This is a genomic window from Variovorax sp. P5_A3 (assembly GCF_056400665.1).
The window spans coordinates 121,246-143,050 of record NZ_JBFUKW010000004.1; the positions used below are offsets into that span (position 1 = coordinate 121,246).

The 21,805-nt window shown below is 65.0% G+C and carries 21 protein-coding genes and 1 tRNA gene; 10 read left to right on the forward strand and 12 right to left on the reverse strand.

The genetic code is table 11. The features are described 5' to 3' along the window. The first annotated feature begins 99 nt into the window (after nt 1-99). On the forward strand, nt 100-675 hold the full coding sequence (locus tag AC1D3B_RS08000) for a sigma-70 family RNA polymerase sigma factor (RefSeq protein ID WP_478190124.1): 576 nt from the start codon (nt 100-102) through the stop codon (nt 673-675). Beyond that, the gene (locus AC1D3B_RS08005; RefSeq protein ID WP_478190125.1) at nt 662-1,342 is read left to right on the forward strand and encodes an anti-sigma factor family protein; all 681 of its coding nucleotides are present in this window, start codon (nt 662-664) and stop codon (nt 1,340-1,342) included. The genes AC1D3B_RS08000 and AC1D3B_RS08005 overlap by 14 nt, the downstream gene beginning before the upstream one ends. Here the strand turns inward: AC1D3B_RS08005 and urtE are convergent, their stop codons facing one another. From urtE to ppk2, 10 genes are all read right to left on the reverse strand, one after another. Then, nucleotides 1,343-2,035 carry an urea ABC transporter ATP-binding subunit UrtE gene (urtE, locus tag AC1D3B_RS08010; protein ID WP_478190126.1) on the reverse strand — a complete coding sequence of 231 codons (693 nt, stop codon included), beginning with the start codon at nt 2,033-2,035 and terminating at the stop codon, nt 1,343-1,345. 457 nt (nt 2,036-2,492) lie between these two features. Continuing rightward, a complete protein-coding gene (urtD, locus tag AC1D3B_RS08015; protein ID WP_478190127.1) occupies nt 2,493-3,368 on the reverse strand; it encodes an urea ABC transporter ATP-binding protein UrtD in 876 nt (291 codons plus the stop codon). After that, nucleotides 3,365-4,579 carry an urea ABC transporter permease subunit UrtC gene (urtC, locus tag AC1D3B_RS08020; RefSeq protein ID WP_478190128.1) on the reverse strand — a complete coding sequence of 405 codons (1,215 nt, stop codon included), beginning with the start codon at nt 4,577-4,579 and terminating at the stop codon, nt 3,365-3,367. Before urtC ends, urtD begins: the two co-directional genes overlap by 4 nt. Then, nucleotides 4,576-6,123: an urea ABC transporter permease subunit UrtB gene (gene urtB, locus AC1D3B_RS08025; protein ID WP_478190129.1), complete on the reverse strand. Its 1,548-nt coding sequence runs from the start codon at nt 6,121-6,123 to the stop codon at nt 4,576-4,578. Before urtB ends, urtC begins: the two co-directional genes overlap by 4 nt. 150 nt (nt 6,124-6,273) lie before the next feature. Continuing rightward, nucleotides 6,274-7,542, reverse strand: coding sequence for an urea ABC transporter substrate-binding protein (gene urtA / locus AC1D3B_RS08030; protein ID WP_478190130.1), 1,269 nt, complete (start codon nt 7,540-7,542; stop codon nt 6,274-6,276). Nucleotides 7,543-7,646: 104 nt separating this feature from the next. Continuing rightward, nucleotides 7,647-8,060 (reverse strand): DNA-binding protein, encoded by a 414-nt coding sequence (locus AC1D3B_RS08035; protein ID WP_478190131.1) that lies wholly within the window; start codon nt 8,058-8,060, stop codon nt 7,647-7,649. Beyond that, entirely contained in the window at nt 8,017-8,646 is a 630-nt protein-coding gene (locus AC1D3B_RS08040; RefSeq protein ID WP_478190132.1) for a nucleotidyltransferase domain-containing protein, read from the reverse strand. The genes AC1D3B_RS08035 and AC1D3B_RS08040 overlap by 44 nt, the downstream gene beginning before the upstream one ends. Before the next feature lie 59 nt (nt 8,647-8,705). Next, nucleotides 8,706-9,557 carry a lipase family protein gene (locus tag AC1D3B_RS08045; RefSeq protein WP_478190133.1) on the reverse strand — a complete coding sequence of 284 codons (852 nt, stop codon included), beginning with the start codon at nt 9,555-9,557 and terminating at the stop codon, nt 8,706-8,708. Nucleotides 9,558-9,581: 24 nt separating this feature from the next. Beyond that, nucleotides 9,582-10,625, reverse strand: a complete 1,044-nt coding sequence (locus AC1D3B_RS08050) for an extracellular catalytic domain type 1 short-chain-length polyhydroxyalkanoate depolymerase (protein WP_478190134.1) — start codon at nt 10,623-10,625, stop codon at nt 9,582-9,584. Nucleotides 10,626-10,722: 97 nt separating this feature from the next. Continuing rightward, the gene (gene ppk2, locus AC1D3B_RS08055) at nt 10,723-11,640 is read right to left on the reverse strand and encodes a polyphosphate kinase 2 (protein WP_478190135.1); all 918 of its coding nucleotides are present in this window, start codon (nt 11,638-11,640) and stop codon (nt 10,723-10,725) included. Nucleotides 11,641-11,787: 147 nt separating this feature from the next. Here ppk2 and AC1D3B_RS08060 point away from each other — a divergent pair, with 147 nt between their 5' ends. The 8 genes from AC1D3B_RS08060 (at nt 11,788) to AC1D3B_RS08095 (ending at nt 19,758) form a co-directional block, all read left to right on the forward strand. Then, on the forward strand, nt 11,788-13,419 hold the full coding sequence (locus AC1D3B_RS08060) for an inorganic phosphate transporter (protein ID WP_478190136.1): 1,632 nt from the start codon (nt 11,788-11,790) through the stop codon (nt 13,417-13,419). Nucleotides 13,420-13,431: 12 nt separating this feature from the next. Then, complete coding sequence (locus AC1D3B_RS08065) at nt 13,432-14,472, forward strand: transporter (protein WP_478190137.1); 1,041 nt, start codon at nt 13,432-13,434, stop codon at nt 14,470-14,472. A gap of 116 nt (nt 14,473-14,588) precedes the next feature. Then, complete coding sequence (locus AC1D3B_RS08070) at nt 14,589-15,443, forward strand: 3',5'-nucleoside bisphosphate phosphatase (RefSeq protein WP_478190138.1); 855 nt, start codon at nt 14,589-14,591, stop codon at nt 15,441-15,443. Between the two features lie 17 nt (nt 15,444-15,460). Continuing rightward, the gene (locus AC1D3B_RS08075; protein WP_478190139.1) at nt 15,461-16,381 is read left to right on the forward strand and encodes a DMT family transporter; all 921 of its coding nucleotides are present in this window, start codon (nt 15,461-15,463) and stop codon (nt 16,379-16,381) included. A gap of 37 nt (nt 16,382-16,418) precedes the next feature. Further along, complete coding sequence (locus AC1D3B_RS08080) at nt 16,419-17,054, forward strand: L-threonylcarbamoyladenylate synthase (RefSeq protein ID WP_478190140.1); 636 nt, start codon at nt 16,419-16,421, stop codon at nt 17,052-17,054. A 39-nt stretch (nt 17,055-17,093) separates the two neighbouring features. Continuing rightward, entirely contained in the window at nt 17,094-17,765 is a 672-nt protein-coding gene (locus AC1D3B_RS08085) for a site-2 protease family protein (protein WP_478190141.1), read from the forward strand. A 10-nt stretch (nt 17,766-17,775) separates the two neighbouring features. Then, a complete protein-coding gene (locus AC1D3B_RS08090; RefSeq protein ID WP_478190142.1) occupies nt 17,776-19,098 on the forward strand; it encodes a tryptophan--tRNA ligase in 1,323 nt (440 codons plus the stop codon). 63 nt (nt 19,099-19,161) lie between these two features. Then, a complete protein-coding gene (locus tag AC1D3B_RS08095) occupies nt 19,162-19,758 on the forward strand; it encodes a response regulator transcription factor (protein ID WP_478190143.1) in 597 nt (198 codons plus the stop codon). Nucleotides 19,759-19,872: 114 nt separating this feature from the next. On the opposite strand, the gene shkS is transcribed toward AC1D3B_RS08095, so the two are convergent. Both shkS and AC1D3B_RS08105 read right to left on the reverse strand, forming a co-directional pair. Beyond that, complete coding sequence (shkS, locus tag AC1D3B_RS08100) at nt 19,873-21,309, reverse strand: surface-behavior sensor histidine kinase ShkS (protein WP_478190144.1); 1,437 nt, start codon at nt 21,307-21,309, stop codon at nt 19,873-19,875. 401 nt (nt 21,310-21,710) lie between these two features. Beyond that, nucleotides 21,711-21,800 (reverse strand) — tRNA-Ser (locus tag AC1D3B_RS08105). Between the last annotated feature and the right edge of the window lie 5 nt (nt 21,801-21,805).

The following is a 21,805-nucleotide window of genomic DNA, read 5'->3' on the forward strand; positions in this document are numbered from 1 at the left end:
GCATGACGCGCCGGACGATCCGCCTATTCCCGATCCAACGAAAAAAGCGATTCGCGGAATAAAGGGGGCCGTCCGACCGTCATGCAGGGAAGGAATCCGTTGAACGACCGAACCCGTCGATTCGAGGCCGTCGCCTTGCCGCATCTGCCCGCCGCGTACAACCTCGCGCGCTGGCTGCTGCGCGACGACCGGCAGGCCGAGGACGCCGTACAGGAAGCCTGTCTGCGTGCCTTTCGCTTCCTCGACGACCTGCGCGGCGAGGACGCTCGCCCCTGGCTGCTGGGCATCGTGCGCAACGCCTGCTACGACTGGATGCGCCACCACAGGCACCTGGCGGACCAGGTGGAGTTCGACGAAGTGCGCGACAGCGGCGCCGTCGAGCCCGGCATCGGATCGAGCCCACCGGATGGCGGCGACCCCGCGGCGCTATGGGAACAACGCGCCCGTGGCCAGCGCATCGACGCGGCGATCGACGCGCTGGCACCGGCTTTTCGGGAGGTGATCGTCTTGCGTGAACTCGAAGACATGTCGTATGAGGACATCGCGCGCATCACCGGCATTCCCATCGGGACGGTGATGTCGCGCCTGTCGCGCGCCCGCGCCCTGTTGCGTGCCGCGTTGCGTGCGGAGGCGCCGCGCGGGCAGGCGGAAGGAAAACGTGATGCAGGCACCTGACGACGACGAGCTCGGTCTTCTGATCCGGCGCGAAGCCACGCGGCACGCGCCGCCGCCGGCATTGGCCGAGCGCATCCTCGCCGACCTGCGGAACGCCGATGTGCGCGAACCGGCTCGCCCGCCAAGACGCCCCCTGCCATGGCGTTGGCTACAGGCGATCGCGCTGTTCGGCGCGGGCGCAGCCACCGCCTGGGGCATCGCGCTGAGTCTGCTGGTGATGCCGGTGCAGGACCTCATGAGCGAGTCCGTCACCGACAGCCACGTTCGTTCATTGATGGGATCGCACCTCACCGACGTGCTGTCATCGGACAGGCATACGGTGAAGCCCTGGTTCGCCGGAAAACTCGACTTCTCGCCGCCTGTGGTCGACCTTGCCGCGGAGGGCCTGCCACTCGTCGGCGCACGGCTCGACTACATCGAGGGGCGGCCGGTCGCTGCGCTGGTCTACCAGGCAGGCCAGCACGTCATCAACCTGTTCGTGTGGCCGGCACCGACGGAGAAGGCGGCCGCGCCGCGAACGATGGCCAGGCGCGGCTACAACATCGTTCACTGGAATGAAGGCGGCATGCAGGCCTGGGCCGTGTCGGATCTGAATCCGGGGGAACTTCAGGCTTTCGCCACGCTGGCGCGCGAGCGGATGGCAGCGGCGGACACCGCGCCGCGCTGATCAGATCGCCACCAACTGCCGCACGCCCTGGGCTTCCATGTCCTTGCCGAGGCCGCGCGCGATGACTTCGCCGCGCTCCATCACCAGGTAGTCGTCGGCCAGTTCCTGCGCGAAGTCGTAGTACTGTTCGCACAGCACGATCGCCATGTCGCCGCGGTCGGCCAGCATGCGGATCACGCGGCCGATGTCCTTGATGATGCTGGGCTGGATGCCTTCGGTGGGCTCATCCAGGATCAGCAGCTTGGGTTTCGGCGCCAATGCGCGTGCGATCGCGAGTTGCTGCTGCTGGCCGCCGGACAGGTCGCCGCCGCGGCGGTTGAGCATCTGCTTGAGCACCGGGAACAGCTCGTAGAGCTCGGGCGGGATCGGCGTGCTGCCGGACTTGTAGGCGAGGCCCATGCGCAGGTTTTCCTCGACCGTGAGACGCGCGAAGATCTCGCGGCCTTGGGGCACGAAGCCCATGCCGGAGCGGGCTCTTTCATAGGGTGTCTTCTTCTGGATGGGTCCGCCGTCGAACTCGATGCTGCCGCTCTTGATGGGGACGAGGCCCATGAGGGACTTGAGCAAGGTCGTCTTGCCTACGCCGTTGCGGCCGAGCAGGACGGTGACCTTGCCTAGGCGGGCTTCGAAGCTGACGTCGCGGAGGATGTGAGAGCCGCCGTAATACTGGTGGATGTTTTTTACGCTGAGCATGGGTTGCCTTTGTTCCCTTTGTTGAGGGCGGGGGCCGGGTCTCGCCCCGGCGGGCGACTCACTTTCTTTTGCTTCGCCAAAAGAAAGTAAGCAAAGAAAAGGCGACCCTGCTGTGGGCGGGCCGTCGCTTCGCTCGGCCAGTTGAATACCGGCAGCCCGACGCAAATCAAGTACGCGCCATGGCGCGTACTTGTGGTTTTCGGTATTTGTATTGGGGTCCCCTCTGTGCGTGCCGAGGAGCGCAGCTTCAGGCGGAAAAAGGGCCGCGCGTGTTTGAGCGAAGCGAGTTTGCGCGGACCCCGCCTGAAGCGAGCACCGCAGGTTGCCCGTATCGAAGCGAAGGGACACGCACAGTGGGGTCGCCTTTCTTTTGCTTACTTTTCTTTGGCGAGACAAAGAAAAAGTCGCCCGCCGGGGCGAGTCCCGGCCACCAACCTCCCCCTCAACGAGACCGTTGCTACCGTCCAAGATAAACCTCGATCACCCGCTCATCAGCCTGCACCTCATCCAACGTGCCCTGCGCCAGCACAGACCCATCGCACAGCACCGTCACGATCTCCGAAATGGTCCGGATGAAGCTCATGTCGTGTTCCACCACCATCAGCGAGTGCTTCCCCTTCAAGGTCAGGAACAGTTCGGCCGTCCGTGCCGTCTCTTCATCGGTCATGCCCGCCACGGGCTCGTCGAGCAGCAGCAACTTCGGGTCCTGCATCAGCAGCATCCCGATCTCCAGCCACTGCTTCTGCCCGTGGCTGAGATTGCCCGCCAGCCGAAGCACGCTGCCTTCGAGATGGATCGTATGCAGCACCTCGGCCAGGCGATCGCACTGCGCCGAATCGAGCTTGAAGAGCATCGACGCCTTCACGCCCTTGTCGGTCTTGAGCGCCAGTTCGAGATTCTCGAACACGGTGAGATGCTCGAACACCGTCGGCTTCTGGAACTTGCGCCCGATGCCGAGTTGGGCGATCTCGGCTTCCTTGTGGCGCAGGAGGTCGATGGTGCTGCCGAAAAACACGGTGCCTTCGTCGGGGCGCGTCTTGCCGGTGATGATGTCCATCATCGTGGTCTTGCCCGCACCGTTGGGGCCGATGATGCAGCGCAGTTCGCCGGGGGCGATGTCGAGCGACAGCTTGTTGATGGCCTTGAAGCCGTCGAAGCTCACGCTCACGTCCTCGAGGTAGAGGATCCGGCCGTGTGTCGTGTCGACTTCGCCGGCCGTCATGGGGCGGCCATAGCCCGCGGCACGACCGCCCGATTCGGTCTGCAGCGCATGGTCGAAGGCAATGTGCCTGGCGACGCGCTCGGCGCCGGCTTCCATCAGGTCGGGGGTCATGCGCGTGCTCCTTTCGGTTCGACCGCCAGCGGCGGTGTCAACGCGGCGGGTTCGACGCCCTGCTCCGCGGCCATGGAGCGCTGCGCTTCGCGGCGGCCCTCGGCGGGCGCCTTTTCCCTCGTTGCCCATTTCTTCACCAACCCGACGATCCCGTTCGGCAGGAACAGCGTGACCGCAATGAACAGTGCGCCCAGGAAGTAGAGCCAGTATTCGGGGTAGGCCACCGTGAGCCAGCTCTTCGCGCCATTGACGATGAAGGCGCCGATGATCGGCCCGATCAGCGTCGCGCGACCGCCGACCGCGGCCCAGATCGCGATCTCGATCGAGTTGGCCGCGCTCATCTCGCCCGGGTTGATGATGCCGACCTGCGGCACATAGAGCGCGCCGGCCACGCCGCACATGATGGCCGATATCACCCAGATCGTGAGCTTGTAGCCCAGCGGGTTGTAGCCCGAGAACATCACGCGCGATTCGGCGTCGCGGATGGCCTGCAGCACGCGGCCGAACTTGCTGCCGATGAGCCACTTCGAGAACAGGAAGAAGCCGAGCAGCGTGAGGCCTGTGAGCACGAAGAGCGTCATCCGCATCTCCTGCGTTGCCACGGGAATACCCAGGATGCGCTTGAAGTCGGTGAACCCGTTGTTGCCGCCGAAGCCCGTCTCGTTGCGGAAGAAGAGCAGCATCGCCGCGAAGGTCATCGCCTGCGTGATGATCGAGAAATACACCCCCTTGATGCGCGAGCGGAATGCGAAGAAGCCGAACACGAAGGCGATCACACCCGGCACCGCGACGATCAGGATGAGCGTGGCGATGAAGCTGTCGCTCAGGCTCCAGTGCCAGGGCAGCGTCTTCCAGTCGAGGAACACCATGAAGTCGGGCAGGTCGCTCTTGTAGTTGCCGTCGCGGCCGATCTGGCGCATGAGGTACATGCCCATCATGTAGCCGCCCAGCGCGAAGAAGAGGCCGTGGCCCAGCGAGAGAATGCCGGTGTAGCCCCAGATCAGGTCCATGGCGAGTGCGCAGATTGCGTAGCACATGATCTTGCCGATCAGCGCGACCGCGTAGTCGCTCATGTGCAGCGCGCTCTCCGTGGGCACCACCATGTTGAGCACCGGCGCCAGTGCGCACACGACGATCAGCACGACGAAGAAGACGGTCCAGCCCTTGCCGCTGAGCAGCGGGCCTTTGGAAGGAAGTGCGACCTTGGTCATGCCTCTGCGCTCCGGCCTTTCATTGCGAAGATGCCCTGCGGACGCTTCTGGATGAAGATGATGATGAAGACCAGCACCGCGATCTTCGCGAGCACCGCGCCGGCCCAGCCTTCGATGAACTTGTTCAGGATGCCCAGGCCCATGGCCGCGTACACCGTGCCGGCGAGCTGGCCGACGCCGCCCATCACGACCACCATGAAGGAGTCGACGATGTAGCTCTGCCCGAGGTCAGGCCCGACATTGCCGATCTGCGAGAGCGCGCAACCGGCAAGCCCTGCGATGCCGGAGCCGAGCGCGAACGCATAGGTATCGATGCGCGCGGTGTTGACGCCCATGCAGGACGCGATCGGCCGGTTCTGCGTAACGCCGCGCACGAAGAGCCCGAGCCGCGTGCGGCCGATCAGCCAGCCCATCGCGAGCAGCACCAGCCCCGCGAAGATGATGATGCAGATGCGGTTCCACGGCAGCGTCACGTTGCTCAGCATGGTGAAGCCCCCGCTCATCCACGCCGGGTTCTCCACGCCGACGTTTTGCGCGCCGAAGATCGATCGCACCAGTTGCTGCAACATGAGGCTGATGCCCCAGGTGGCAAGCAGCGTTTCGAGCGGACGGCCGTAGAGAAAGCGGATCACCCCGCGTTCGAGCACCGCGCCGACCAGGGCCGAGGCCAGGAAGGCCACCGGAATCGCCGCGACCAGGTACCACCCGAAGGCCGACTCCGGAAAGTAGCGCTGGAAGATCCCCTGCATCACATAGGTCGCATAGGCGCCGATCATCATCAGCTCGCCGTGCGCCATGTTGATCACGCCCATGAGCCCGTAGGTGATCGCCAGGCCCAGGGCGGCAAGAAGCAGCACCGAGCCGAGGCTGATGCCGCTGAAGATCGCGTTGATGCGGTCACCCCAGACCAACGAGCCGTCGATGCTGCTGATCGACGAGACGATCGCCGCCTTGACGTCTGCTTCGGTCTCGTCGGCAAGGCGCTGGTTGAGCAGCAGCTTTGTCTCGGGGCTGCGGCTCTCGCCCAGTTCCTTGGCCGCGACCAGGCGCTTGCCCTTGTCCGTACTGCTCAGCATGCTGGCGGCGCGCACCAGTTCGAGCTGCGCCTTGATCTTCGGATTGGTCTCGGCGGCCAGCGCCTTCTCGACCAGCGGCAGCCGCGACTCGTCCGGCTCCTTGAACAATGCCAGCGCCGCCTCGGAGCGCGTCGCGTCGTCCTTGCTCGTGAGCTTGAGCGCCGCCTGCGCCGCATCGAGCGCGCCCCGCATCATGTTGTTGTTGACCACGTCCTGCGCGTCGTCGGGCAGCTTCTGCTCCGCGCCGGAGACCGGGTCGAATGCCTTGTCATCCTTGATGACAAAGACCTTGTCCTCGGTGAACTTCACCGCATCATCCGACATCGCCTGGATGAACGCCGCCGTCTTCTCGTCAGCCGTCGCAACGGCCTTGTTGAGCGCCGCAATACGCTCCTCCGACTCGCCAGAAGCGATAGCCTTCGCTTCCTCAGTGGTCAGTGCATGGGCAGAAACACCCATCAGCAACATGACCGCAACCGCTGATAAACAGATAAGGCGCATAAAACCAATCACCCACGTTCCAGATTCCAGAAACACCGCGGGCCGGCTCGGCCGGCCCGCTGGTGTTGCCCCCTGAAAGGGGGTGCCCGAGCCACACGAAGTGGGCGAGGCTGGGGGTTAGAGAGATTTCCCGGCAGGTTGGTCAGGCTTCTTGTCGTTGCCCTCGATGTACGGGCTCCACGGCTTGGCCTTGACCGGGCCCGGCGTCTTCCACACCACGTTGAACTGGCCGTCGGCCTTGATCTCGCCGATGAACACGCTCTTGTGCAGGTGGTGGTTCTTCTCGTCCATCTTCGAGACGATGCCCGACGGTGCGTTGAAGGTCTGGCCGGCCATCGCGGCGATCACCTTGTCGGTGTCCGTGCTCTTCGCCTTCTCGACCGCCTGCTTCCACATGTGGATGCCGATCCAGGTGGCTTCCATCGGGTCGTTGGTCAGCGGCTTGTCCTTGTGGCCGGCGATGTTCTTCGCCTTGGCGTAGTCGCTCCACTGCTTGATGAACGCCGTGTTGGTCGGGTTCTTGATGCTCATGAAGTAGTTCCACGCGGCCAGGTGGCCGACCAGCGGCTTGGTGTCCACGCCGCGCAGCTCTTCCTCACCCACCGAGAAGGCCACCACGGGCACGTCCTTGGCCTTCAGGCCGGCATTGCCGAGTTCCTTGTAGAAGGGCACGTTGGAGTCGCCGTTGATAGTCGAGACCACTGCCGTCTTGCCACCGGCCGAGAACTTCTTGATGTCGGCGACGATGGTCTGGTAGTCGCTGTGGCCGAAGGGCGTGTACTTCTCGTCGATGTCCTTGTCGGCCACGCCCTTGCTCTTCAGGTAGGCGCGCAGGATCTTGTTGGTGGTGCGCGGATAGACGTAGTCCGTGCCCAGCAGCACCCAGCGCTTGGCGCCGCCGCCTTCCTTGCTCATCAGGTAGTCCACCGCGGGGATGGCCTGCTGGTTGGGCGCAGCGCCGGTGTAGAACACGTTCTTGCTGAGTTCTTCACCCTCGTACTGCACGGGGTAGAACAGCAGGCCGTTCATTTCCTCGACCACCGGCAGCACCGACTTGCGCGACACCGAGGTCCAGCAGCCGAAGATCACGGCGACCTTGTCCTGGCCGAGCAACTGCTTGGTCTTCTCGGCGAAGAGAGGCCAGTTGGAAGCCGGGTCGACCACCACGGGCTCGAGCTTCTTGCCGAGCACGCCGCCCTTGGCGTTGATGTCGTCAATCGCCATGAGCACCGTGTCCTTCAACACGGTCTCCGAGATCGCCATCGTGCCGGACAGGGAGTGCAGCACGCCGACCTTGATGGTGTCCTGCGCGAACGCGGGTGCCGCGGACAGGCTCGCCAGGGCGACGGCGGCGGTAAGCGCCTTGAGAGTGAAACGACGTTGCATGATGGGACCTTCTCCTGTTTGTGAACGATGGAGAGGAGTCTGCGGAAGAGGTCATGGAGCTGAAATACGCCGGGTGGCGTACGAGCCGCGAGCGCAGGAAAGCGCTAGGGGTAGCGCTGCTCCAGATTTTTTTTCAAGACAATGAACAAGCTCTTCGCCCGCGCCGTGCATTCGGCGACCATGTCGGACGTCACCACATCGCCCGTGTAGTCGTTGGAGTTGCGCTTTCTTCGCAACGCATCGAGCACGATCCACGTCTCATTGGCGACCCCGAGGGTGAGCGGCAGCGATTGGATGAGCGTGACATGATGTCCGGGCTCGCTGGTGGAGGGTCGGTAGCCGGAATCCAGCATCGCGGCCAGCGCACACTGCATCACCGCCTTGTACGCGGCGTCGAACCGAGTCTCGTCGCTGATTGAGATCACCGCTGCATCGGCAATATTCCGCTCGATCGCAATCAGCAGTTGCCTGATCTCAAGCGCCGTGGCCACGTGCTCCTTGAGCTTTCCGATGCTCAACAAGTTCTGCAAAGTCATTCTCATCCCCCTTTAGCCAAATCTTGGGGCTTTCAGCCACGTTGGCTGCAAAGCCTTGCCCTTCCTTCAACTTCTTCGCGAAGTCTGCGATGCTCATGGGCGTGGGATTGACCTCTCGACCCAGGATCGATTGGGCCTCGACCAGGGCAATCGCAATGTCGGCGAAACCTGCACTCCCGAGAACCATGACATCGACGTCGCTGCGCGCGGTTTCCTTTCCCGACGCTATCGAGCCATAGACGAAGGCCAGGGAAATTTCTTCGCCGAGGGGCGACAGCGCGCGGCGCAGCACGTCGGCAACGCCAAGCGTCTTGCGCAGGAATCCGGCCAGTTCATGGAAGACGGGACTTTGGACGTTGGCCTGGTAGTGCACCTGCCGTCCGCTTTCGGTTCGCAACAGGAGGCCGGCTTCGGTCAGTCCTCGCAGTTCGCGATGGAGGGAACCCGGCGATGCGCCGGTGGCGCGCGCCAACTCGCGAACATGCAATGCCTGCTCCGGATGGAGGAACAACGTCGCAAGCACGCGTGCACGCGCCTGACCCATCAAATATTCGGCAATACCTGTCATGTTCTCAGAATTGCTTCAATTGTAGCCAATTTGAGAACATGAATTGGGAGGATTGGTGGCTACCCGAAAAACGCTCTCGCATAGTTGATCGGCGCATGGTCCGCCAGTTCGCGCAGCAGCACCGCCCCTGGCTTCCACGCATGCTCGGTCGCATAGCGGGCGCGCCCCTGGATGCGATCGGCTTCGACCATGGGCGGCGCCGGATCATCGACGCAAATCCCATCGAGGCAGGTGATGTAGGTCACCGCGCCGGCATGCGCGTAGAACGAAAGCGCCGGCGGCAGTTGCGTCACCACGTCACAGCCATCGACCAGTCGCACGATGTTCGTTTCGGCCAAAGCCGCCACGAAATCTGCATCGCCCACTCGGGGCGATCCGAGCGTGATGAGCAGGTCCGGCCGCAGCACGGTGGCGGTCAATGTCGCGAGAGCCGCGCCCAGGCTGTGGCCGGCGAGGATCAGCCGTCTGCGCTGGATGCCGACCCCCGCCAGCCATTCGTGCAACTGGGGCACGACGGCGCGTGCAGCCGTCGCGAAGCCGGCATGCGCGCGACCGCCGCTTTCGCTCCAGGGCGACTGCTGGGCCTGGAGATTGGTCGCAAGGTGACGGATCTCGTCGGGTTGCGTTCCCCTGAAGGCGATCAACGCACTGTGGTCGCCCGCATGCACGGTGCCGAACGCAAAGATGGCGCCGTCAACGAACAGCGTGGGCGGGCCGAAGCCGGCGTTGGCCAGCGCGACCGTCAGCCGCCATTTCTCCGCCTCGGAAACCTCGGCGCGGTAGTACGCCAGTCGGGACGTCTCGATGGCCCATTGGATGGGCGTGTGGTTGCGGCCCTGCTCGAACAGCGTCTCGTGCCGCTCGGGCGAATACAGCGCGGTTCGGCTGGCGTCGTAGGAGAGGATGGGCATGGACTGGCGCCTCGCAGGTCCGCCCTAGTGCTGCGCCTCGGCCAGCCGGAATTGCCGCGCTGCGAACGACCACACGATCTTGGTCGCGTCCGGGCCCGCTGCATCGGTGAACAGCATGCTGGCCACGCCGCCGCTCCAGGCATGGCCGAGGCCGGCGATCTCGCACAGCGTGACCACGGTGCTGCCCCGGCGGGTGTAGTCGGTGATGCGCATGGGATGACGCTTGCCGCGCTGCCGTATCCGGGGCTCTCCGGGCCGCGCGCCAGTGGCCATGGCCCAGACCTCGGCGGTGCTGCCGGCATTGCTGGCCGAGACGACGGTATCGGCGTCGCCATGAAGGATGAGCAGCGGCGGCAGTGTCGTGAACGCCGCCGCTGCGCCCATGGCCTTGCCGACCGCCGTCGCCGGCATGAGCGGCACGTGCTGCCCACGCATGGCACCGAGCGCCGTGGCCGGCGACTTGGCGGCGCCCGGCGCCACGCCCGAGTGCATGGCCAGCGCCTTGAAGCGCTGCGGATAGCGCGTGGCCAGCAGGGCCGCCATGCTGGCGCCGGCCGAGAGACCGGCGATCGCGACCCGTTCGCGGTCCACGGGATAGAGCGCCTGCGCCTGGTCGATGGCCACCATCAGTGTCGCGGCTTCGGCGTCGGCCTTCCCCGAGCGGCGGTCGTACCAGTTCCAGCACCCTTGCGCGTTGGCGAGGCGGTCCTGCTCGGGATAGAGCACCAGGAAACGCTCGCGCGCCGCAAGACGGTTCATGCGGGTGCTGACGGCGAAGTCCCGGCCGGTCTGGCCGCAGCCGTGGAGCATGACCATCAGCGGCAGCTTCTCGCCAAGCTGGAGATGCAGGTCCGGCGGACGGTACAGGTGGTAGCGCCGTGCGCCGGCCGGGCCGAGCGCCACGCCGGGCAGCCAGTCGCCCTTTCCGGGCGGCGGCTTGAGTTGCTTGGCCGCCGCGCGCCGAACCTGGTTGGCGATGCGCTTGCTGCTGCTCAGCGTGGCCTTCGTGAGCGCCTTGAGGTTGCGCTGGTAGGCACGCGTGAGCGGGGAAATGAGACGTCGGGGCATCGAGGAGCGCAGGGGTCGGTCGACGCACGGTAGCAGCTTCGACCGCAGCTTTCCACCCGGTCGAACGGCCGGGCCGAGCCAGGCACCGGCTCCCGGATCAGTACACCTCGGGCACGTACATCTCGGCGGGAACCGGGTGACGCAGGTAATCCGCGTTGCGAACACGCGCGGGAAGCGTGATCGGCGCGTGTTCGATCTCGTGATAGGGCATCTGTTCCAGGAGGTGGGTGATGCAGTTCAGGCGCGCCTTCTTCTTGTCGACGGCCTGCACGACCCACCATGGCGCCTCCGGGATGTGGGTCCGATCGAGCATGGTCTCCTTCGCCTTGGTGTATTCCTCCCAGCGGCGACGGGATTCCAGGTCCATCGGACTCAGCTTCCACTGCTTGAGGGGGTCGTGGATGCGGCCCAGGAAGCGCATATGCTGCTCTTCGTCGGTGATGGAGAACCAGTACTTGATGAGCTTGATGCCCGAGCGAACCAGCATCCGCTCGAAGTCCGGCACAGTCCTGAAGAATTCCTCGTATTCATCGTCCGTGCAGAAGCCCATCACGCGCTCCACGCCGGCACGGTTGTACCAGCTGCGGTCGAACAGCACCATCTCGCCCGCCGCGGGCAAGTGCGCCACATAGCGCTGGAAGTACCACTGGGTTCGTTCACGGTCGTTGGGCGCCGGCAGCGCGGCCACCCGGGCCACGCGCGGGTTCAGCCGCTGGGTGATGCGCTTGATCACGCCGCCCTTGCCCGCCGCATCGCGTCCCTCGAACAGGATCACGACCTTCTGCTTGCTGTTCTGCACCCAGTCCTGCAGCTTGACCAGTTCGCCCTGCAGGCGAAACAGCTCCTTGAAATAGGCCTGTCGCCCGGCTTTGTCGGCGATCTTTCCCGACTCGAGTTCCTCGAGGTTGCGATCCTCGAGTTCGAGTTCGATCTCCTCGTCATAACTGTCGACCAGATCGCGCGCGATGCGCTCCATCAGGTCGTCGTGGTCGCCGAAGGTGCTGGGCAGCGTCATGGTCGTTCTCTGAGGGCAGGGAAAATCGCATCCTGCGGCCCCCGCGTGACCGTTCTGTGACAAAAAGTGCGCCGATCGGGTGTCGTCACATGGCTGACATACGCCAGAGACAGCATGAGGCGACTCATCACAACGCCTCCAAACACCATGAGTTCGATCGCCAGCGCCTCCCCGCTAGGGACCCATTCCGCACCATCCGGCAGGCCGCAACTCGACGGGAAGGTAGGGCCGGTCACCCTGATCGTCTTCGTCGGCCTGCTGGCCGCGGGCCTGCTCTATACCGCATGGAGCCTGGTCCAGGACGTGAGCGCTGCGCATGCACCCGTGACGACCTATGTGCCATTCATCCTGCTCGGCGTGGCGTTGCTCATCGCCCTGGGCTTTGAATTCGTCAACGGCTTCCACGACACCGCCAACGCGGTTGCCACGGTGATCTACACCCATTCGCTGCCGCCCAACTTCGCGGTGGTGTGGTCGGGGTTCTTCAACTTCCTCGGCGTGCTGGTGTCGAGCGGCGCCGTTGCATTCGGCATCATCTCCCTGCTGCCGGTCGAACTGATCCTGCAGGTCGGCTCGGGCGCAGGTTTCGCGATGGTCTTCGCGCTGCTGATCGCCGCCATCCTGTGGAACCTCGGCACCTGGTGGCTGGGGCTTCCGGCATCTTCGTCGCACACGCTGATCGGATCGATCATCGGGGTCGGCATCGCCAACGCGCTGATGCACGGGCGAGACGGGACCAGTGGCGTGGACTGGTCACAGGCGACCAAGGTGGGCTATTCGTTGCTGCTGTCGCCGCTGATCGGCTTCGTCTGCGCGGCGCTGCTGCTGCTCGCGCTGCGCGCCCTGGTCAAGAACAAGGCGCTGTACGAGGAACCCAAGGGCAACAAGCCGCCGCCGTTCTGGATCCGGGGCCTGTTGGTCCTCACCTGCACCGGGGTGTCCTTTGCCCACGGCTCGAACGACGGCCAGAAAGGCATGGGCCTGATCATGCTGATCCTGGTCGGCACGGTGCCGATGGCCTACGCGTTGAACCGTTCCATGCCGGCCGACCAGACGGTTCAGTTCGTCGCCGTGGCCGAAGTCGCTCAGAATGCACTGATCCGCAGCCTCCCGGCACCGGTTGCGGCCCCGCAGCAGGAGAAAGCGCGCGACACCGTTTCGAGCTTCGTGCGTACGCGCGAATTCAATGCGAATGTCGTTCCCGCCGTCGCGGCGCTCGCGGGCAGCATCGGCACCCAGGTCAAGGAGCATGGCTCGCTCGCCGGGGTCCCGGCCGACGCCGTGTCCAACGTGCGCAACGACATGTACCTTGCCTCCGAGGCCATTCGCCTGCTTGACAAGAGCAACGCCGCGAAGCTGGACGAGGATGCCCAAGCCAAGGTCAATACCTTCCGCAAGGAGATCGACGATGCGACCAAGTTCATCCCGTTGTGGGTCAAGGTGGTGGTGGCGATTGCGCTGGGGCTCGGCACGATGGTCGGCTGGAAGCGCATCGTCATCACGGTCGGCGAAAAAATCGGGAAGACGCACCTGACTTACGCGCAAGGCGCTTCCGCCGAACTGGTCGCGATGGTGACCATCGGCGCGGCGGACATGTACGGGCTGCCGGTATCGACCACGCACGTCCTGTCGTCTGGCGTGGCCGGCACCATGGCAGCGAATCGGTCGGGGCTCCAGTGGAGCACGCTGCGCAACCTGGCACTCGCCTGGGTGCTCACGATGCCGGCCGCGATCGTCCTGTCGGGCTCGCTCTACTGGCTTTTCAGCCACGTGCTCTGACGTATCGCCACCTTGCCAGTTCTCGAGGAAAGGGCCGTCGGCACCTACGGCAGCGATGAAGCAGGGCTGATCTGCGGCTACCTGTTCGATGCCACCTCGCCCGAGGCGGCGCGGTCCGTCGATTCGTCGCAGGCCGCCGAATGGCTCGCCCGACACGGCAGCACGAGCCAGGAGGCCGGCGGCGCCTACATGTGGCTCCACTTCAATCTCAGCCATGCACAGGCGGAGCGCTGGCTGGAGCGCCATGCGGGGCTTTCGGACCTCTTCTTCGAGACGCTCAGGGAAGGCCTCCACTCGACCCGAATCGAACGCGCGGACGACCTGCTGATCGCCGTCATCAACGACGTGCACTTCGACTTCGGCTTCGAGCCCTCCGACATCTCGACCCTGTGGATCAGTGTCGGCCCGCGTCTCGTGGTGACGGCGCGCACGCAGCCGCTGCGGTCGGTCGACGCGCTGCGCACCGCCGTGAAGGCCGGCGACGCGCCGCGCTCCAGCACCGAACTGCTGGAGCACCTCCTGCGGGTCCAGGCCGACGTGCTGGTGAACATCGTGCGCGGCGTGACCACGCGCATCGACAAGATCGAGGACGAACTGCTCGCTGGCCGCCTCGACCACAAGCGGGCGCGGCTCGGGGTACTGCGGCGGGTGCTGGTGCGGCTGCAGCGTCTCCTGGCGCCGGAGCCGGCCGCCCTCTTCCGCTTGCTGCAGAACCCGCCCGCATGGATGGCGGAACCCGATGCGCAGCAGCTGCGCGGCTCGACCGAGGAGTTCTCCGTGGTGCTGCGCGACATGAGCGCGCTGCAGGAACGCATCAAGCTCCTGCAGGAAGAGATCGCCGACAACGTGAACGAGGACAACAACCGCAGCCTGTTCGTGCTGACCGTGGTGACGGTGCTGGCACTGCCCATCAACATCCTCGCCGGACTGTTCGGCATGAACGTTGGCGGCATACCGCTGGCCGAGCACAAGCACGGGTTCTGGATCGTCGTGGCCATCGTGGCAAGCTTCACTGCCGTGGCGGCCTGGGTAGCGTTTCGCAAGAAGCGTTGAGGCCGCCATCGCGGCATCCGCAGCGCGGACGCCACGCGCTCGCTATTCATTTGATAGCACCTGACACAGACGCCATGCGCCCTGCAGGCAATCTCGAGAAAGAATAAGATCGAGGCGTGTCTTCCATCCTCAACGCCGACCTCCATTGCCACTCCGTGGTTTCGGATGGCACCCTGACGCCCGAGGCGCTTGCGGCCCGCGCTGCTGCCAACGGCGTCGAACTCTGGGCCCTGACCGATCACGACGAAATCGGCGGACAGCACCGCGCAGCCGCAGCGGCCCGCGAGCAGGGCATGAAATACCTCACCGGCACCGAAATCTCGGTGACTTTCGCGGGCGAAACCGTGCACATCGTGGGCCTGGGTTTCGACCCTGACGACGCGGCCATCAGCGAAGGCCTCTACGACACGCGCGGTGGCCGCGGCAAGCGCGCCCAGGAGATGTCCGAGGGGCTGGCCAAGGTGGGCATCCACGGCGCCTACGAAGGCGCGCTCAAGTTCGTGGGCAACCCCGAACTCATCTCGCGCACCCATTTCGCCCGCTTCCTGGTGGAAACGGGCCATTGCCGCGACACCTCCGAGGTGTTCCGCAAGTTCCTCACCGAAGGCAAGCCCGGCTACGTGCCGCACCGCTGGGCCACGCTGAAGGACGCGGTGCAGTGGATCACCGCGGCCGGCGGTCTGGCCGTGATCGCGCATCCGGGCCGCTACAAGTTCACGGCCAATGAGGAGTACGCGTTGTTTGTCGAGTTCAAGGCGCACGGCGGCAAGGCGATCGAGGTCGTGACCGGCAGCCATACGCCGGCCGAATACGTCGAATATGCCGACAAGGCGCTTGAATTCGGCTTTGCCGCCTCGCGCGGCAGCGATTTCCACAGCCCCGACGAAAGCCATTGCGACCTCGGCAAGCTGCCCTGGCTCCCAGGCAAGCTCACCCCCGTGTGGGAACTGCTGGAGCACCGCATCCAGTGACAGCGTTGGACAGCGGCATGGCCGCCGCGAGAAAGAGCACGCGCGATCTGGAATCGGAGCGCATCCTCGCCGGCATCGGGCTTGTACTGCTTGCCGTCGCGTGCTTTGCCACACTCGATACTGCCACCAAGCTCTCGACCGCCGCCGTGCCGATCCTGATGGGCGTTTGGGTGCGCTACGCCTTCCAGGCCGTCGCGACGACGCTCGTCCTGCTGCCGAAGTACGGCCCCCGGCTGCTGAGCACGCAACACCCCAAGTACCAGTTGCTGCGCGGCGCCCTGCTGCTCGCATCGAGCACGCTGGCCTTCCTGAGCCTGCGCTACATGCCACTGGCGGAGTTCACCTCGATCGTGCTGATCGCGCCGCTGGTCATCACGCTGCTGGCTGCGACCGCGCTCAAGGAACAGGTCTCCCCTTTGCGATGGGCGCTCGTGGCGGGCGGATTCGCGGGCACGCTCGTGATCCTGCGGCCGGGCGGCGAGGCGTTCAGCTGGGCCATGCTGCTGCCGATCGGACTGGTGCTCACCAACGCCTGGTTCCAAGTGCTGACCAGCAAGCTGGCGCGCACGGAAAACCCGCTCACCATGCACTTCTACACCGGCTGGGTGGGCACGCTCCTCGCATCGATCGCGGTGCCCTTCGTGTGGACGGCCCTGCCTTCGTGGCACTGGTGGGCGCTGCTGTGCCTCATGGGCTTCATGGGAACGGTGGGGCACTTCATCCTGATCCTCGCCTACCAGCGGGCTCCGGCCTCGACGCTCACGCCCTACCTCTACGCCCAGATCGCCTTCGCGATGCTGGGCGGCTGGCTCATCTTCTCGCAAGTGCCGGACGCGATATCGCTGACCGGCATGGCGCTGATCGCCATCTGCGGGGCCGCCGGCGCATGGCTCACGGTGCGCGAGCGTCGCGTGCCGATCGAGCCGGCCGAATCCTGAACCCCCGATACTGTGCATCCCCCGACCCAATGACGCCATGGCCCAGTTCTTCGAAGTCCACCCCGACAATCCGCAACCGCGCCTGCTGAAGCAGGCCGTGTCCCTGCTCGCGCGGGGCGAGATCGTCGCGGTGCCGACCGATTCGAGCTACGCCCTGGCCTGCCATCTCGACGACAAGGACGCGGTCGATCAACTGCGCCGCATCCGGCAGGTCGACGAGAAGCACCATCTCACGCTGATCTGCCGCGACCTGAGCGAGCTTTCCAACTATGCGCGGGTCGACAACAAGCAATACCGGCTCTTGAAGGCGGCCACGCCCGGCCCCTACACCTTCCTGCTCGAAGCCACCAAGGAAGTGCCGCGGCGCGTGAGCCATCCCCAGCGCAAGACCATCGGCCTGCGCGTGCCCGACCACAAGGTACTGTGCGAACTGCTCACGCTGCACGGCGAACCGCTGTTGGCGACCACGCTCATCCCGCCCGGCGAGACCGAGGCCCTGAACGACGCCACAGAGATCCGCGAGCGCTTCGAGAAGCAGATCGGCGCCGTGATCGACTCCGGCGCCTGCCCCTCGGAGCCGACCACCGTGGTGGACCTCACGCCGATGGGAACGGGCGGCGATCCCGTGCTGGTGCGCCTGGGCCGGGGACCGCTCGCGGTGCTCGGTCTCTGAGTCCCGCGAGGACAGGCAAGCGTCTGAGACAATCCGGTGGTGGATTTCTCAAACCTCATCCAAACCGTCCTCATCTATGCACTGCCCGTGATCTTCGCGATCACGGTGCACGAAGCCGCACACGGCTACGTGGCCCGCTACCTGGGAGACAACACCGCCTACGTGCTGGGCCGCGTCACGCTCAATCCCGTGAAGCACATCGATCCGATCGGCACCATCCTGATGCCGCTGATGCTGTATTTCGCGACCTCCGGCGCCTTCCTGTTCGGTTATGCCAAGCCGGTGCCCGTCAATTTCGGGCACCTGCGCAATCCGAAGCGCGACATGATCTGGGTGGCATTGGCCGGACCTGCCTCGAATTTCATCCAGGCGATCATCTGGGCCCTGTTCTTCTACGGGCTCGTCGGCGCGGGCATCCATGAACCTTTCTTCATCAAGATGGCGCAGGGCGGCGTGCTCGTGAACCTCGTGATGTGGGCCTTCAACCTGTTTCCGCTGCCACCGCTCGACGGCGGCCGCGTGCTCGCCGGCCTGCTGCCACGCGGCGGCGCGCAAAACTTCCTGGCGCGCATCGAGCCGTACGGCTTCTTCATCGTGATGGGCCTGGTCCTTGCAGGCGTCGTCAGCACCTACTGGCTGCGGCCGTTGATGGGCTTCGGCTACGGCGCCATCGACCTGCTGCTCACGCCCATTGCCGCTCTGATCCGCTGAATCTTCTCCCATGGCCACGTCTTCTCCCGACATCGTTCGCTTCCTCACAGGTATCACCACCAGCGGGACGCCGCACCTCGGCAACTATGTCGGCTCCGTGCGGCATTCCGTGCGCTTCAGCCGCCGGGCCGATGTGCAGAGCTTTTATTTCCTGGCGGACTATCACGCCCTCATCAAGGTCGACGAACCCGCACGCATCCAGCGCTCGACGCTGGAGATCGCGGCCACGTGGCTGGCTTGCGGGCTGGACCCCGAGCGCGTCACCTTCTACCGGCAGTCCGACATTCCCGAGATCCCGGAGTTGACCTGGTTCCTGACGTGCGTCACGGGCAAGGGGCTTCTGAACCGCGCCCATGCCTACAAGGCTTCGGTCGACAAGAACGTTGCCAAGGGCGACGATCCCGATGCCGACGTGAGCGCGGGCCTCTTCATGTACCCGGTGCTGATGGGCGCGGACATCCTGATGTTCAACGCGCACAAGGTTCCGGTGGGCCGCGACCAGGTCCAGCACATCGAGATGGCGCGCGACATGGCGCAGCACTTCAACCATCTCTACGGCGAGCACTTCACGCTGCCTGAAGCCGAGATCGACGATGCCGTGGCGACGCTGCCCGGCCTCGACGGCCGCAAGATGAGCAAGAGCTACGACAACACGATCCCGCTGTTCACGCCGCGCGCCCAATTGCAGAAGCTGATCGCCGGCATCGTGACCGACTCGCGTGCACCCGGCGAGCCCAAGGACACCGAAGGCTCGGCGCTGTTCCAGATCTACCAGGCCTTCGCGGACAGCGAGGAAGCGGAGACCTTGCGGAAGGCCTTTGCCGACGGCATCGGCTGGGGCGATGCCAAGCAAATCCTGTTCGAGCGCATCGACCGCGAAGTCGCCCCGATGCGCAAGCACTACGAGGCCCTCATGAACGACCCGGCGCAGATCGAGAAGATCCTGCGCACCGGGGCCGACAAGGCGCGCGAGATTTCGCGCCCGTTCATGGCCGAGTTGCGCCAGGCGGTCGGCCTTCGCAACCTGGCGAGCCAGGACAGGACAGCGAAGCAGAAGGCGGCCAAGGTTGCACGCCCGAGCTTCAAGCAGTACCGCGAAAGCGACGGGCTCTTCTATTTCAAGCTGCTCGACGCGAGCGGCGTTCAACTGGTACAAAGCCGGGGGTTCGCGTCGCCGCAGGAAGCAGGTCGTGCGATCGGCATGTTGCGGGAACAGCGCGGGGCCGCACTTGCCCTACTCGCCGCGCAGCTCGAGCCCGTCGACAATGAGGCAACAAGTGCGGCATCTGCCGCATTGGAGGCGCTGGCTGCCGACGCAGCAAGCGAAAACTGATTGATGTGACGGCCAACACGCGGCGATGGGCAATCCCCGACCTGCGGACACAGTGAGTAAACCATGAGTATCTATGTCATCGACGACCACCCCCTGATGCGCGACGCCATCGTGATGGTGCTGCGGCGCCTGCGTCCGGCCGAGAACATCGTCGAGCTCGAGCGGCTGGACAAGTTGTCCGCCGCGGTCAAGCAGCACGGTGCGCCGGGCCTTTTCTGCCTGGACCTGAAGCTGCCTGACACCACGGGCGTTTCCGGTGTGGTCGAAGTGAAACGCGCCTACCCGGACGTCCCGATCGCGGTCTATTCCGCCTCACCGTCGGCCGACATGGAGGAAGCCTGCATCGAGGCTGGTGCCGACACCTACATCGAGAAGTCGGCCAGCTCGGCCGAACTCACCGCGGCACTGCGCGGGCTGCTGATGGCCGACACCGAAGCCGAAGAGCCGGTCGCTGCTGCGAACAGCAAGCTGTCGAAGCGACAGACCCAGCTGATCGCGATGCTCGACCAGGGGATGAGCAACCGCGACATCGCCACTGAACTGGACATCAGCGAGCACACCGTCAAGGTGCATCTCTGGCGGCTGTTCCGTCGGCTCGGGGTGAAAAGCCGCACACAAGCCCTGCACCACGCCCGCACAAATGGATTGCTTTCTGGCTAACCCCCAGGCTTGCCCACTTCGTGTGGCCGCCCACCCCCTTGCAGGGGGCGCCGCCCTGCGGCCCGGCCAAGCCGGTTCCGCGGCGGCTCACGAACGGGGCGCGCTGCGCGGCCCTTAGCCCACCGCTCCTGAAATTCGGGTTTGGGCTTGGGATTCGTCGGCGTCGTGCAACGCGACGCGGAATACGCTTCCGCGGCCGAGGCGCGATCGGACGCTGACCGGATGTCCCAATGCGTGCGACAGGCGGGCGACGATTGCCAGACCCAGGCCGAAGCCGTCCGAAGTGCCGGCGTGGTCGGCCACCTTGTAGAACTCCAGGAACACGTCGCGCAGGTGCTCGCGCGCGATGCCGATGCCCGTGTCCCACACCTCGACGCGCAGGCCGTCGCGCGTCTGCCTCGATGCCAGCAGGATGCCGCCCTCGGCCGTGTACTTGATGGCATTGGCGAGCAGGTTGCCGATCATGCGGCGCACGCGGATCGGATCGGTCAGCACGGTGCCCGGCGTCACATGCATGCGGAAGGCGAGGCCCTTGGCCTCCGCTACGGGGCGGTACTGCAATTCGAGATCGTGCAGCAACTGGGCGACGTCGACGCGCTCGATGTGCAAGCGCACCTGCCCCGAATCGATGCGCGCCAAGTCGAAGAGCGAGTCGAACAGCGCATTGACCGCATGGGTCGCCCGCACGATCTTCGGCGCGATCTCGGCCACCAGTTCGGGTTCGTTGCGCAGCCAGTCGGCATAGAGCGAGAGCGCCAGCACCGGCTGGCGCATGTCGTGCGCGGCGCTGGCGAGGAAGCGGTTCTTCATCGCCACGGCGGACACGGCCGCCTGGCGCTGCTGCGTGAGCGAGTTGATCAGGATGTGGTTGTGGAAGAGCAGTTCGAAGCTGTTGCGCGCGGTCTCGTGGATGCGTCGCCCCGCGCGCAGCAGGAGCCACCAGTGCAGCCCCGGCAGCATCAGGAAGCCGTAGTGGAAATGAGGGCGCTCGAAGTTGAGCTCGATCATCCGGAGGAGGATCGCCGCCAGCATCGTGAAGAAGAGAGTGTTGACGTAGCGCTTGAGCAGCGGCGGATGCAGCGCGAGCCCGTTCAGCGGAAAGGTCGCCACGCCGGCGACGATCAGCCAGCTCATGAACTGGTTCACGAGCGGCGTGCGCTCGAAGAAGATCAGGATCGAGAGACCCCACGCGAACGCGCTCGTGCTCCAGAGCCAGCGATAGCGCTCGACAAAGTACTGTTGCGCGGCCGAATCGCGATCGGCATAGTGCCGCGCATAGAGCTGTTCGCCCCAGATCCGGCAGCCGGTCGCGGCGATGCCGATGCAGAACCACACGATCAGTTGCCACGGCGGCACATGCCCCCAGCTCAGCCCGACCATGGCCGGCATCAGTGCCGCGGCCAACAGGTACGAGCCGCGCGATGCCCGCATCAGGCTGCGGATCAGTTCGCCGCGCACCCACGGTTCGGCCTCGTCGGCCGAAGCCGGTGCCGGTGTGAGGCTTGCGAAGGACGAGTTGCCCAGTCCCGCGAACGACGAATTTCCAATCATGGCTATACCGCCCCCTGTCAGCCCGGCCACAAAAAAGGCCCCTCGCGAGGGGCCCTGGCATGTGCGGCGCTGTGGCTCGCAAATAATGAATCGCTGGACGGCATTGGATGCCGCCCCGGACCGCCACCTTTTTGATGGCTGCACACCCGCCTGATCTTAATTGCCAGCGCTGGCATCCTCCTTTAAATCCCTGCGGGATGCGTCGCGCGCGCGCAACGAAAGCCGAAGGGGAGCCGCCTGCTTGCGGAAGAAATCACTGAGGCCCCTAGTGGACGCACTCGCCGCCACGGCCGAACTCGACGTATTGAGGGAAACGTATCACACGCGCATGAAAAAGCCCCGTCTGGCGGGGCTTTTCAAGATTTTGTGCGGATGACGGAAGTCAACCGCGAAACCATTTCTGGAGGAGAGGGAGGGATTCGAACCCTCGGTACTATCGCTAGTACGCCTGATTTCGAGTCAGGTACATTCGACCACTCTGCCACCTCTCCGGTGT

Excerpts from the sequence above, each read along its gene's own strand:
- AC1D3B_RS08005 (WP_478190125.1), top strand. The coding sequence starts at position 662 with ATGCAGGCACCTGACGACGACGAGCTCGGTCTTCTGATCCGGCGCGAA.
- urtE (WP_478190126.1), bottom strand. The coding sequence starts at position 2,035 with ATGCTCAGCGTAAAAAACATCCACCAGTATTACGGCGGCTCTCACATC.
- urtD (WP_478190127.1), bottom strand. The coding sequence starts at position 3,368 with ATGACCCCCGACCTGATGGAAGCCGGCGCCGAGCGCGTCGCCAGGCAC.
- urtC (WP_478190128.1), bottom strand. The coding sequence starts at position 4,579 with ATGACCAAGGTCGCACTTCCTTCCAAAGGCCCGCTGCTCAGCGGCAAG.
- urtB (WP_478190129.1), bottom strand. The coding sequence starts at position 6,123 with ATGTTGCTGATGGGTGTTTCTGCCCATGCACTGACCACTGAGGAAGCG.
- urtA (WP_478190130.1), bottom strand. The coding sequence starts at position 7,542 with ATGCAACGTCGTTTCACTCTCAAGGCGCTTACCGCCGCCGTCGCCCTG.
- AC1D3B_RS08040 (WP_478190132.1), bottom strand. The coding sequence starts at position 8,646 with ATGACAGGTATTGCCGAATATTTGATGGGTCAGGCGCGTGCACGCGTG.
- AC1D3B_RS08045 (WP_478190133.1), bottom strand. The coding sequence starts at position 9,557 with ATGCCCATCCTCTCCTACGACGCCAGCCGAACCGCGCTGTATTCGCCC.
- AC1D3B_RS08050 (WP_478190134.1), bottom strand. The coding sequence starts at position 10,625 with ATGCCCCGACGTCTCATTTCCCCGCTCACGCGTGCCTACCAGCGCAAC.
- ppk2 (WP_478190135.1), bottom strand. The coding sequence starts at position 11,640 with ATGACGCTGCCCAGCACCTTCGGCGACCACGACGACCTGATGGAGCGC.
- AC1D3B_RS08060 (WP_478190136.1), top strand. The coding sequence starts at position 11,788 with ATGAGTTCGATCGCCAGCGCCTCCCCGCTAGGGACCCATTCCGCACCA.
- AC1D3B_RS08075 (WP_478190139.1), top strand. The coding sequence starts at position 15,461 with ATGGCCGCCGCGAGAAAGAGCACGCGCGATCTGGAATCGGAGCGCATC.
- AC1D3B_RS08080 (WP_478190140.1), top strand. The coding sequence starts at position 16,419 with ATGGCCCAGTTCTTCGAAGTCCACCCCGACAATCCGCAACCGCGCCTG.
- AC1D3B_RS08090 (WP_478190142.1), top strand. The coding sequence starts at position 17,776 with ATGGCCACGTCTTCTCCCGACATCGTTCGCTTCCTCACAGGTATCACC.
- AC1D3B_RS08095 (WP_478190143.1), top strand. The coding sequence starts at position 19,162 with ATGAGTATCTATGTCATCGACGACCACCCCCTGATGCGCGACGCCATC.
- shkS (WP_478190144.1), bottom strand. The coding sequence starts at position 21,309 with ATGATTGGAAATTCGTCGTTCGCGGGACTGGGCAACTCGTCCTTCGCA.